13 protein-coding genes are annotated in these 12,387 nt (G+C 50.9%); 11 read left to right on the top strand and 2 right to left on the bottom strand.

The features are described from left to right. Positions 1-254, bottom strand: a 254-nt coding sequence (locus INT20_RS17525) for a transposase (protein WP_193057418.1), incomplete at its 3' end; no start/stop codon positions are given. A gap of 508 nt (positions 255-762) precedes the next feature. Between INT20_RS17525 and INT20_RS17520 the strand changes: the two genes are divergently transcribed. Further along, positions 763-1,434 (top strand): ankyrin repeat domain-containing protein, encoded by a 672-nt coding sequence (locus INT20_RS17520; RefSeq protein WP_193054549.1) that lies wholly within the window; start codon positions 763-765, stop codon positions 1,432-1,434. A gap of 217 nt (positions 1,435-1,651) precedes the next feature. Here the strand turns inward: INT20_RS17520 and INT20_RS17515 are convergent, their stop codons facing one another. Then, a complete protein-coding gene (locus INT20_RS17515) occupies positions 1,652-1,864 on the bottom strand; it encodes a hypothetical protein (RefSeq protein WP_172118812.1) in 213 nt (70 codons plus the stop codon). Positions 1,865-2,209: 345 nt separating this feature from the next. Between INT20_RS17515 and INT20_RS17510 the strand changes: the two genes are divergently transcribed. The 10 genes from INT20_RS17510 (at position 2,210) to INT20_RS17465 (ending at position 12,242) form a co-directional block, all read left to right on the top strand. Continuing rightward, on the top strand, positions 2,210-3,208 hold the full coding sequence (locus tag INT20_RS17510; RefSeq protein WP_172118811.1) for a COX15/CtaA family protein: 999 nt from the start codon (positions 2,210-2,212) through the stop codon (positions 3,206-3,208). Positions 3,209-3,278: 70 nt separating this feature from the next. Continuing rightward, positions 3,279-3,764, top strand: coding sequence for a DUF2489 domain-containing protein (locus INT20_RS17505; RefSeq protein WP_172118810.1), 486 nt, complete (start codon positions 3,279-3,281; stop codon positions 3,762-3,764). Positions 3,765-4,038: 274 nt separating this feature from the next. Then, positions 4,039-4,911, top strand: coding sequence for an OmpA family protein (locus INT20_RS17500; RefSeq protein ID WP_172118809.1), 873 nt, complete (start codon positions 4,039-4,041; stop codon positions 4,909-4,911). Between the two features lie 227 nt (positions 4,912-5,138). After that, positions 5,139-7,061 (top strand): threonine--tRNA ligase, encoded by a 1,923-nt coding sequence (gene thrS / locus INT20_RS17495; protein WP_172118808.1) that lies wholly within the window; start codon positions 5,139-5,141, stop codon positions 7,059-7,061. 60 nt (positions 7,062-7,121) lie between these two features. Continuing rightward, the gene (gene infC / locus INT20_RS17490; protein ID WP_193054550.1) at positions 7,122-7,613 is read left to right on the top strand and encodes a translation initiation factor IF-3; all 492 of its coding nucleotides are present in this window, start codon (positions 7,122-7,124) and stop codon (positions 7,611-7,613) included. Positions 7,614-7,694: 81 nt separating this feature from the next. After that, positions 7,695-7,889, top strand: coding sequence for a 50S ribosomal protein L35 (gene rpmI, locus INT20_RS17485; protein WP_087111489.1), 195 nt, complete (start codon positions 7,695-7,697; stop codon positions 7,887-7,889). Positions 7,890-7,943: 54 nt separating this feature from the next. Further along, positions 7,944-8,297 (top strand): 50S ribosomal protein L20, encoded by a 354-nt coding sequence (gene rplT, locus INT20_RS17480; protein WP_018916261.1) that lies wholly within the window; start codon positions 7,944-7,946, stop codon positions 8,295-8,297. 151 nt (positions 8,298-8,448) lie between these two features. Continuing rightward, positions 8,449-9,468 (top strand): phenylalanine--tRNA ligase subunit alpha, encoded by a 1,020-nt coding sequence (pheS, locus tag INT20_RS17475; protein ID WP_193054551.1) that lies wholly within the window; start codon positions 8,449-8,451, stop codon positions 9,466-9,468. A gap of 26 nt (positions 9,469-9,494) precedes the next feature. Further along, a complete protein-coding gene (gene pheT, locus INT20_RS17470; RefSeq protein WP_193054552.1) occupies positions 9,495-11,876 on the top strand; it encodes a phenylalanine--tRNA ligase subunit beta in 2,382 nt (793 codons plus the stop codon). A 66-nt stretch (positions 11,877-11,942) separates the two neighbouring features. Next, positions 11,943-12,242 carry an integration host factor subunit alpha gene (locus tag INT20_RS17465; protein ID WP_087111483.1) on the top strand — a complete coding sequence of 100 codons (300 nt, stop codon included), beginning with the start codon at positions 11,943-11,945 and terminating at the stop codon, positions 12,240-12,242. The last annotated feature ends 145 nt before the right edge of the window (positions 12,243-12,387 follow it).

Here is a 12,387-nt window from a genome sequence, read left to right as displayed (position 1 = left end):
TGCGCCACGCCATTAAGCATCCCTCGGTCAGACCATCCAGAGCGAGCCACCAGGTGATGCAGCGACTGATGACAGGCCTGAACGTTATACGGATCGACACTGGCGGCGATGGGCTCGATACTCTTGCGTTTCAGCGGCAGCATCAAGCCACGACAGTAATCCTGAAAACCTTGCACCCGATCAGCATGGCCCAGGCGAGGCGCTAGCTCATCAAGATACGTCTCGAAGCGGTCGTGAAGTGCGTCGTTTACCATAATGCGAAATCGCTATACAGAGGACACAATACGTATTGATAACATGTCTATTTATGACACAGTAGTACTAGGCTAAAGCTGAGCACTGGAGGCAGAGCGACAGGTATGGCTTTTTCAATACACAATTGATTCTGCTCTTCGATGCATAGTAGGTTTCTTCGGCACTAAATTAGAAGGCTGGGAGGCGATGAACTCAGCAAGGCCGGCGGTCTCGCGACCAAAGACAGTGGAGGTGAAAGCTTTACGTGGTCCGGTATATGGACCCGAATTGTCAGCCTTTAATAGTGCCTTGGTCGCACCGTCGCGTGCTACTAAGGAATTCCTTTTTAGTTATTGGAGAAATAACCCTTTTGTACTAACGTAAGTTGCCGATGCAGATGGGCTGCTGCCAGCCTGATCGCCTTTCAAAAAAAGTATTCTATGCTAAAGGAGCCCCTGCAATTTGCAAGGTTGGAATGTTGTCCATCGTTGGCATTTGTTACCAATAAACTAAGCGGGGGACCCCTTCATGTATTTACGTACTTTTTTTGTAGGAACTGTTGCATTGTTGTTAGCAGTCTTTCCATTCATCACGGCAAGTAAAGCCATGGACGAAACGCAATTGCATAATGCGGCTAAACAAAATGATGCTTCCCTTGTCACTCGACTCTTGGCGGAGGGTGCGGAAATAGACGCGCATAATAGCAGTGGTGCGACAGCGTTGTTAATAGCCTCCCGCACCAACGCAGTCGAAGCGGCCAGGGTCCTCATCGAGTCTGGGGCTGATGTCAATGCGAAGGACAACATCCTCGACAGCCCCTATCTCTATGCAGGTGCGCGCTGTCATTTGGAGATCCTCAGGATGACGCTGACGCATGGAGCTGACCTGAAAAGCACTAACCATTACGGCGGGACGGCGCTTATCCCAGCCGCGGAGCGCAGGCATGTTGAGACGGTACGAACTTTGATTGAGGCAGGGGTTGACGTAGATCACGTTAACAATCTTCATTGGACCGCGCTGCTGGAGGCAATCATCTTGGGCGATGGGCAGGCCCACCATCGGAAAATCGTAGAGTTGTTAGTTGAGGCAGGCGCTAATGTTAACTTGGCGGATGGTAACGGCGTGACGCCACTGCAGCATGCAAGCGGTGCTAACTATCAGGATATCGAAAAAATCCTTATCGCTTCTGGCGCCCGCTAATATAAGGCCTAACCGCCACTTTTTTGTCAGCTAGTCATGCAAATAGCCAACGAGCTTGAAAAATAAAGCGACTCAAGGCCTGCTCAAGGTCATGGCTAAGCATTATTCATTGCTTTAAGGCTTACAGATAGCAAACTCTTAAGTTTAGATTCTTCCAAGTTATGATTAGCGTTAAGGCCTTGCAACAAGGATAAGAAGAGGGCTAGTGCTAACGGTGCTACTGAGTTTCTGGAATTTCACCTGGTACGCGGTATCTGACACTTTCTGCTTGCTGCTCTTCATAGCGTTTATTTTCATCGTCCGGCACAACGCCAAGTACGGTTTCTTTTGAGCCGTCTGGCCAGGTATACGTCGTGCATCCCGCTAGCGACGCCATTGCTATTAACGCCAGAAAAGCCACTATCCCGGTGGTGAGACGATATTGCAGCATAAAATTATTCCCTGTATTACGTTGGATTAATGAAAAGAATACGGAATTGTAGCAGTGACTATAGGGCTCATGTCAGCGGGTTGTAAATCGTCTTTTGTGTTGTGCGTACGAATAACCGTTTAAAAATAAATGTCTACACTGATATAGAGCGATAATACTGTATGGGGTGTGAGGGTATTTCGTTGGTTGACGATAGGCTTGGAGGAAAAGCCGGGGGGGGGCTCTTGAGACAAGTTAGCCCTTATCTAGCTGCTAATATAAGGTAACCATGGATAGATTGGCTTGTATCGAAGAGGTCTTTAATAGCCGATAGGGATACTGCCGACGAAAATGTAAGGATACATGATGCACTCATCGACAGAGCGCCGCTTGGTATGGCTTTCACGCTTAACGTTATTGGGAACGCTGCTGACTATTGTCGTTATCTTGGTCGGTGCCTGGACGCGTTTAGTGGACGCGGGGTTAGGTTGCCCGGATTGGCCTGGTTGCTATGGTCGCTTGCTCGTTCCTGATGGTGAGCATGCTGCTCTACGCCATCCCGATGCCCCCCTGGATGTTGCAAAAGCCTGGGTGGAAATGGTGCATCGTTATGTAGCTACTCTTCTCGGAATATTGGTTCTAAGCGTTTTAGTGCTTGGCTGGCCACTTCGCAATACTCGCCATTACCCTTGGTGCATTAGCGTGCTTCTAGTTGCCGCTATCATTATACAAGGGGGCTTTGGTGCATTTACCGTGACCCTCAAGCTTTGGCCTCAAGTGGTTACTTTACATTTGCTGGGCGGGCTAAGCGTATTGCTGCTCTTTTTCTGGCTGCATCTCAGGCTAACCAGTATTTCTGAGAAAAAGGTCATGGGAGCAAACTGCTTTAATGTTTTTTGGGGTTTAGCCGCCGTGCTATTGATTTTGCAGCTTGGTTTGGGGGGCTGGGTAACAAGTAACTATTCAGGTATGGCTTGCCAAGGGTTCCCTGCTTGTAATGGCCAGTGGTGGCCAACCATGGATCTTAGTGAAGGTTTCCATCTGACTCAAACGGTTGGCCCCAATTACCTGCATGGACAGCTGCATGCAGAAGCTCGGGTCGCGATTCACTATATGCATCGGCTAGGGGCGCTGTTGCTGGGTGTGTCACTCCTGATGCTTTGGTATCGATATCGCCACAACCCAAGTGTCGCTCGGGCGCTTGTATTTGTTATTGGGGTCTATGCGCTGCAGGTTGTACTTGGCATAGCCAACGTGTTGATGTGGTTGCCTTTGTGGTTGGCACTTGCGCATACTGCAGGGGCCGTTTTACTCGTGATTGGCATGGTGCGGGCTTGGTGGTGCGTGTGCTTGGGCGAGCGATAGAAGATAAGAGTTCAAATTTAAAATGATGTATAATTCCTGTTTAGTTTTTTGATGTACGACGGAGAGCATTATGAATTCGGTCAGCGCACTGATGGCGCTTACATTAGCGCTTGCTGTCATTGCGGCTTTATCCATGTACGCGCTTAAACTGCGCAAAGAGGTAAAACGCCGTGAAGCATTCCGCTTGGATGAAGATTTAAGGGCCCAGCAAAATAGCCTTGAAAATTTGGATTATGTAACAAGTGCATTGGTCCAAGGGCAGGTAGACATTACCGAAGGTTCATGGCGCTGTAAGGTGCTGCTTGAAATTGTTGATGCCAATCTTGCAGAGCATCCTGATTTTAAAGCCTTTTCTGAGGTTTATAACCGGACGCAGCATCTTAAAACGCACTCTGCTCGTGCCAATTTAACGCCCCGTGAGCGCATGAGCGAAGATAAGCAGCGTTTGGAAGTTGAGCGTGATATGAAGCCCGCGGTTCTGGCTGCTGCAGAAGCCGTTATAAAATGGCGTGCACAAGGTGGACCTGAGCTGTATAAAGGCGAAAATAAGAAGTAAGTTTGGTTTATTTTAGTGCGGCAATATGTTTTTTTGGTGCCGGATGTGGCAGTTTTGCTATGCTTGATATGTCGATGTTGGCAAGAAGTTGATATGTCGGCATTGTTGCCTTCAATGGTTAAAGCGTAATAATAGGCAGATTGTTCAATTCAGGCAGGGGAACGCCCGCGTGGTTAAAATTGAACAAGCGAAAAATGGATGCTCTCGCAATAAGAAGCATTGGATAGATTTGGCTATACGGCTAAGTCAGCATTGGATCAAGAAGGAGTCTTGTATGAAAAAGTCAACGACTGGGTTGCTAATCGGTTCCGCCTTGGTAGTGGGCCTTTCAGGCTGTGCCACTTCCGCTAATCAATCTTCTGGCCAAGCTGGTGCTAGCAGCAGTGACCGTAGCTGGTATCAGCACCCTGCTGTTTGCGGTCTGGCGGGAAGTTTGATTGGCGGTAGCATCGGCTATGCCACTAGCAGCTCTTCTGATGAAGATAGCGGTGCGGCAACGGGTGCTGTCGCTGGCGCTGCAATCGGTGGCCTGCTGTGTGCTGATCGTACGCCTGAGCCGGTAGCTCCGCAGTGCCCGACATACGGTGAAGTGCCTGCTGGTGTTGCCGTTGATGCGCAAGGTTGTCCGCTGGACTCCGATAATGACGGCGTGCCGGACTATCGTGACCAGTGTCCGGGTACCCCCGCTGGTGTAGAAGTAGACGCAGTAGGTTGCCCGCTAGACTCCGACGGTGACGGCGTGCCGGATTACCGTGACCAGTGCCCCAATACGCCAGCTGGCACCGAAGTAAACGCGCTGGGTTGCCCAGATAGCGTTGTTCTTCAAGACGTTAACTTCGAGTTTGATTCTGCTCAGTTGACCGATAATGCCCGTAACATCCTGAACGGTGTTGCTGAGCGTCTGGTTAATAACCCCGATGTGCGTGTAAGCATCGATGGTTATACCGATTCACGTGGTACAGCTGCTTATAACAAAGGCTTATCTCAGCGTCGTGCTGAATCTGTGACTGCTTATCTTGCTCAGCGTGGCGTAGAAGCTAACCGCATGCGTGCTGTTGGTTACGGTGAAGAGAATCCGATCGCTACGAACGAGACTGATGAAGGTCGCGCACTGAACCGCCGTGTTGAAATTGACGAGTGGAACTAATACGCAGACTGCTTGGGCGCTAAACGTGTAGTGCTTTTGCTGGATGTGCCGCACATTTACTGTGCGTATCGACGGGAGGCGTATGCCTCCCGTTTTTATTTTCTGCGGCGCTCAAGTCTGTTAGGCTACGCGCTTGTATAACGTTGTATCACTTATTAAACGCCACGATCATTGATAGCGAAATGTGATCCTTGGTATGGATCACCACTGCGCTCAAGGAATACTGAATGCCCATTGTGACACTACCTGACGGTAGCCAAAGAACATTTGAAGCACCACTTTCCATTATGCAGCTTGCAGAATCCATTGGCCCTGGTTTGGCTAAGGCCTGCGTTGCAGGGCGGATAGATGGCGTTTTAGTCGATGCTGCAGATGTTATCGAGCACGATGCAAACGTAGCGATTATTACTGCGCGTGACCCAGACGGCGTGGAGATCATTCGTCACTCCTGCGCGCATTTGATTGGTCATGCGGTAAAGCAGCTTTACCCGGACGCTAAAATGGCGATTGGGCCGGTCATTGATAACGGCTTTTATTATGATGTCGACTTTGGTCGTTCAATTACGCCAGAAGATTTAGAGGCAATTGAAAAACGTATGCAAGCGCTAATAGAGCGCGAGTACGATGTTGTCCGTGAATATGTTGATCGCGATAAAGCAATGTCGACGTTTTCTCAGCGTGATGAAACGTATAAACAGGAAATTATTCACGATATTCCTGACGGTGCGGATATCCGGCTTTATCATCATGAAGAGTACACGGATATGTGCCGTGGCCCTCATGTGCCTAATACCCGCCATCTAAAAGCGTTTAAGTTGACGAAGCTTGCCGGCGCCTATTGGCGCGGGGATGCTTCAAATCCCATGCTGACGCGTATTTATGGCACTGCCTGGGGCGATAAAAAGCAGCTGAAAGCGTACTTGAAGCGGCTTGAAGAGGCTGAAAAACGCGATCACCGTAAGCTTGCGCGCCGTCTTGATCTCTTCCATATGCAGGAAGAGGCGCCAGGGATGGTGTTTTGGCATCCGAACGGTTGGGCGTTATGGCAGCAGATCGAACAGTATATGCGAGGCGTTTATAAAGACGGCGGTTACCAGGAAATTCGCTGCCCGCAAATAATGGACGTATCGTTGTGGAAAAAATCAGGACATTGGGATAATTACGCGGACGGTATGTTCTTTACCGAATCCGAGAAGCGCGAGTATGCTCTCAAGCCCATGAATTGCCCTGGCCATGTGCAGGTGTTTAATTCCGGGTTGCGTAGCTACCGTGAGCTTCCGGTTCGCTTTGGTGAGTTTGGTGGTTGTCATCGTAACGAGCCCTCTGGCGCTTTGCATGGCATTATGCGTGTTCGTGCGTTTACTCAAGATGATGGTCATGTGTTTTGCACCGAAGCCCAGGTTGAGCCCGAGGTCACCAGCTTTCATCGCCAGGCGCTTAAGGTCTATACCGATTTTGGGTTTGAAGATATTGCCATTAAAATTGCGCTTCGCCCTGAGAAAAGAATTGGTAGTGATGACGTTTGGGATGAGGCGGAAGATGCGTTGCGTCGCGCGTTAAAAGCGTGTGATGTCGAATGGCAGGAGCTCCCTGGTGAAGGTGCGTTCTATGGCCCCAAGATTGAATACCATATGAAAGATTGCTTGGGGCGCGAGTGGCAGGTGGGCACCATGCAGGTTGATTTCATGATGCCCGAGCGTTTAGGTGCTCAATATGTGACTGAAGAGGGCGAACGTAAGCCGCCGGTCATGTTGCACCGTGCTATAGTAGGCTCAATGGAGCGCTTCATTGGTATCTTGATTGAACATTATGCGGGCGCTATGCCATTATGGTTGGCACCTCAGCAGGCGGTAGTGATGACAATCACCGATGCGCAGCGTGATTACGCTCTTGAATTAGAGCAACGTCTGCAAAAAAGTGGCTTACGAGCTAAAGCGGACTTGAGGAACGAGAAGATCGGCTTTAAAATCCGTGAGCATACGTTACAGAAAATTCCCTATCTCCTTGTGGTGGGAGATAAGGAAGTCGAAGCTGACTCAGTGGCCGTGCGAACTCGCAGCGGCGAAAACCTCGGCACAATGACAGTCGATGCACTTATCGAGCGTCTTGGTGCGGAGCGAGCAGCCCTGGCGACATCGTCAATTGCCTAAGGAGACGGAACGATCAAGCGAAGCAATCAGCGCGGGCGTCCAGCAGACAAACGCCCACCAATGAACGAGCGAATTACCGAAGAAGAAGTGCGTTTAATCGATGCTGAAGGTGAGCAGTTGGGCGTTGTGCCTACCACCGAAGCGATTGAGCGTGCAGAAACTGCCGGTTTAGACCTCGTGCAAATTTCGAATGCCGATCCCATTGTCTGTAAGATTATGGATTACGGTAAATTCGTTTTTGAGACGAAGAAGCAGAAAGCGGCTCAAAAGAAAAAGCAAAAGCAAATCCAGGTTAAGGAAGTTAAATTCCGTCCTGGCACCGACGAAGGCGATTATCAGGTAAAATTGAAAAACCTGATGCGCTTTTTGGAAGGTGGTGACAAGGGTAAGGTCACTTTGCGCTTCCGTGGTCGTGAAATGGCGCACCAGGACATCGGCCGCAAGCTGATGGAAAGGATCGCGGCAGACCTGGAAGAGATCGGAACGGTGGAATCCTTCCCGAAAATGGAAGGCCGCCAGATGATCATGATTCTTGCCCCGAAAAAGAAGTGATCCAACGGCGAAACCAACGGGCCATCGCGTAGGTGATGGTCGGCCCTGGATTTTCTAAAAAATATCGAGCGGAGTTTTCTCATGCCGAAAATCAAAAGCAACAGCGGCGCTGCAAAGCGCTTTAAAAAGACCGCTAATGGCTTCAAGCACAAGCAGTCTCACCGTAGCCACATCCTGACCAAAAAATCGACTAAGCGTAAGCGTCAGCTGCGTGGAATGAAGCAGGTTCACGCTGCTGATAAAGCGCTGATCCAGCGCATGCTGCCAAACCTATAAGTCGTTTTTTTGTCTGAGTGCTTAAAGCCTCAGCTATAAAGTCAGGAGTGTGTTATGACTCGTGTTAAGCGTGGTGTAGTTGCCCGTCGTCGCCATAAAAAAGTATTGAAGCAGGCTAAAGGTTACTACGGTGCCCGTTCGCGTGTTTTCCGTGTAGCTAAACAGGCCGTTATCAAAGCAGGTCAGTATGCTTATCGTGACCGCCGCAACCGTAAGCGTCAGTTCCGTGCGCTGTGGATTCAGCGTATTAACGCTGCTGCACGCATCAACGGTATGTCTTACAGCCGCTTTGTTGGCGGTTTGAAGAAAGCCGGCATCGAAATTGACCGTAAAGTATTGGCTGATCTGGCTGTACACGAAAAAGCCGCATTTGCTGCTATCGTGGAAAAAGCCAAGGCTGCCCAATAACGTCATAGCTGTGCAAATGCCAGCGTGAATTGACGAAGGTCATTTCAGTGTGACCCGCAGGGGAAGAGCAGCCGCTCTTCCCCTGTTTTTTTGTCACCTTCAATGTGCGACACCCTCATAAAAGGGAACCGCTTAATTCGGAGTGAAACGGATGGACCACCTTCCTACTCTGGTGTCTGAAGCACGTGATGCCATTCAGGCTTCGCAAGATGTTGCTTCGCTGGATGAGTTGCGAGTTCGCTATTTAGGCAAAAAAGGCGAAGTAACGGCTTTGCTGAAAGGGTTAGGCAAGCTAACAGCCGAAGAGCGCCCGGCTGCTGGCGAACGCATTAACCAGGCAAAGCAAACATTGGCTAATGAAATTGACGCTAAGCGCCAGCAGCTTGAAAACGCAGCATTGAATGCACGGTTGGCCGCTGAGCGCATCGATGTTACGTTGCCGGGCCGTGGGCAGGCCAGTGGTGGCTTGCACCCGGTTACGCGTACGCTTGAACGTATCGAAAGCTTATTTACGCGTATCGGTTATGACGTCGCGGTAGGACCAGAAATTGAAGATGACTATCACAATTTCGAAGCGCTCAATATTCCTGCGCATCACCCGGCACGCGGCATGGCGGATACGTTCTATTTTGATGCAACGCGGCTGTTAAGAACGCACACTTCACCCGTTCAAGTGCGCACAATGAAAGAGAGCGAGCCGCCCATTCGGATTGTGTGCCCCGGACGCGTTTATCGTAGCGACTCCGACCTGACGCATACGCCTATGTTTCACCAAGTGGAAGGACTGCTGGTGGACGAAGGGGTTAGCTTTGCTGACCTAAAGGGCACGATTGAAGACTTTCTGCAGGCGTTTTTTGAGCGGGACTACCTTTCTGTTCGCTTCCGCCCTTCGTATTTTCCATTTACCGAGCCTTCTGCTGAAGTCGATATCCAATGCGTTATGTGCAGCGGTTCAGGCTGCCGTGTTTGCTCGCATAGTGGCTGGCTGGAAGTAATGGGTTGCGGCATGGTACATCCTGAAGTTTTCCGCCACTCGGGTATTGATACTGAACGCTATACCGGCTTTGCCTTTGGCATGGGGGCTGAGCGCTTAGCGATGCTGCGTTACGGTGTAAACGACTTGCGCCTGTTCTTTGAAAACGACCTGCGCTTCTTGCGCCAATTCGCTTAAGACCGCTGCCGAACACAGGAACGATCATGAAATTTTCAGAACAGTGGCTGCGCGAATGGGTATCACCGCAGCTGGACACGCAGGCGATTGCTGATCAGATCACGATGGCCGGCTTGGAAGTCGATGCAGTTGAAGCCGTAGCCGCTGCGTTTAGCGGCGTTGTCGTTGCTGAGGTGCTTACCAAAGAGAAGCACCCGGATGCCGACAAATTAAACGTATGTACCGTTAATGATGGCTCGGGTGAACCGGTGCAGGTGGTGTGCGGTGCAGCAAACGTGGATATCGGCCAGAAGATTCCTTTTGCTCAGGTAGGGGGCGTGCTGCCAGGCGATTTCAAAATCAAGAAGGCCAAGCTGCGCGGTGTAGAGTCACGCGGCATGATTTGTTCAGCATCGGAACTTGGGCTTGAGGAAGAAACCTCGCCTGGTATTCTGGTATTGGCTAATTCTGCGCCTGTTGGCGTCGATTTTCGCGAATATATGCACCTCAATGATATGACCATTGAGGTGGATCTTACGCCTAACCGCGGAGATTGCTTAAGTGTCAAAGGGCTTGCCCGTGAGGTGGGCGTACTTAATCGGTTAGCCGTAACGCCACCGGTCATTGAACCTGCCGCGGCTGTAATAGATGACACCTTTGCAGTCAGCGTTGAAGCACCTGAGCAGTGTCCTCGCTATGTGGGTCGCCTCATCAAGGGCATTAATGTAAAAGCGGAAACACCGCTTTGGATGGTAGAGCGTCTGCGTCGTAGCGGTATCCGTTCCATTGATCCTGTGGTGGACGTTACTAATTACGTCATGCTGGAGCTTGGCCAGCCGATGCACGCGTTTGATCGCGATAATTTGAACGGTCGCATCGTTGTGCGCATGGCGAAAGAGGGGGAGCGGCTAACCTTGCTGGATGGGCAAGACGTTGCCCTGCGCCCCGGAACATTAATGATTGCCGATGAGGCGGGTCCGCTTGCCATGGCGGGAGTCATGGGCGGAGAGAATTCTGGGGTTAACGAAACTACCCAGACGATTTTCCTGGAGTCGGCATTTTTTACACCACTGGCGATTGCGGGTAAGGCGCGCTCTTACGGTTTGCACACCGATGCGTCACACCGGTTTGAGCGTGGCGTGGACCCTGAGCTTGCTACAGCGGCCATTGAGCGTGCGACACGCTTACTGTTGGATATTTGTGGCGGCCAGCCTGGCCCTGTCACTGCATGCGTCAGTGAAGAGCATGTGCCTGCTTCTCGCACTATTTTGCTGCGTGAAGCGCGTTTGGAAAGTGCGCTTTCCAAGAAATTGGCCAATGAAGATGTCACCGACATTCTGACGCGTTTGGGTCTTGAGGTGAGTCAGCAGGCTGAAGGCTGGTCGGCTGTTGCGCCTAGCTGGCGTTTCGATGTCGCGATTGAAGAAGACCTGATCGAAGAGATCGCCCGAATTCATGGCTACAATAATCTGCCTGTTCGTCGCCCGGCTGCACGGTTAGCGCTGCGCTCTGCAGATGAAGCAACACTCACCCAAGCGCAGTTGCGTCGCCAAATGGTCGCTCGTGGTTTCCAGGAGGCGATTACTTATAGCTTTGTGGCTCCCGAGCTTCAGGCCGCTATATTGCCTGATGCCGTCTCTCCGGTGCTTGCTAACCCCATTTCAGCGGATCTCTCAGTGATGCGGGCCAGTCTTTTCCCGGGGCTGGTGCGGGCCATGGAGCATAACTTAAACCGTCAGCAAACCCGTGTTCGCCTGTTCGAAACGGGGCTGGTATTTAATGGCGAGCTGGATCAACTGTCCCAGGTTCCCATGATGGGGGCGTTAGTCTGTGGTAGTCGGGAAACGGAAGGCTGGGCAGGTTCTAAAGAGCGTATCGACTTTTACGATCTCAAAGGGGATCTTGAAAGCCTTTTAGCCTTGGGTGGCAATCTTGATGCGTGGCGCTTTGAGCCAGCCGAGCATCCAGCGCTTCACCCCGGCCAGAGTGCTGAAATACAGTACAACGGCGAGCATGCCGGTTGGATTGGGACTTTGCACCCGCAAGTGCGCGCCAAGCTGGGCCTTAAAGTGGATGCGGTACTCTTTGAAGTACGCCTGGATACGTTAAGCCAAGGGCAGATCCCGGCCTTTGAAGCGTTATCACGTTATCCTGAAGTGCGACGCGATCTGGCGTTTATCGTAAAGCAAGTGGTGCCCGTTCAGGCTCTACTGGATTGCGCTAAAGAAAAAGCCGGTGATTACTTAAAAGACATTACGCTATTTGATGTCTATGCTGGTAAAGGCGTGGCGGACGACCATAAGAGTATTGCGTTAGGCTTGACCTGGCAGCATCCTTCACGCACGCTAAACGATGAAGAAATCAACCAGTTGGTAGATTCCATCGTGACACAAGTGCGTGTCCAGTTGGAGGCTGAGCTACGCGGCTGACAATAATATGCCACGACACGGCGCTTATCACGTTCTTGGCAATGCGTTTGCTACAAGGAGGGTCCTATGGGTGCGTTGACCAAAGCAGAGCTGGCAGAGCATTTACATACTGAGCTGGCACTGTCTAAACGAGAAGCAAAAACCATGGTCGAAGCTTTTTTCGAAGAGATTCGAGCCTGCTTACGAGAAAATGAACAGGTTAAGCTGTCTGGGTTTGGTAACTTTGATTTGCGTGATAAGCGTGAACGGCCGGGCCGTAACCCAAAAACCGGTGAAGAAATACCTATTTCTGCCCGCCGTGTTGTGACCTTTCGACCAGGTCAAAAATTAAAGCAGCAAGTCGAGCACTATGTGAAAACCAAGTAGTCCTTGATGTTAATGACCTACCCGTAGCGTCGTTTTCGCTATATAACGGAGTGCCTTTGGGCGCTCCGTTTTTTTATGGTGCGCCAGGCATGGCGCGCAGCGCCTTAACAGGCGCTATTCCTGAGGGTGGTGCCTCAGGATGACT

This window comes from Halomonas citrativorans (assembly GCF_014898005.1).
In the GTDB taxonomy this organism is placed as follows: Bacteria; Pseudomonadota; Gammaproteobacteria; order Pseudomonadales; family Halomonadaceae; genus Vreelandella; species Vreelandella citrativorans.
The sequence above is the reverse complement of the archived record's forward strand: the minus strand, read 5'-3'. Positions and strand labels throughout refer to the sequence as shown.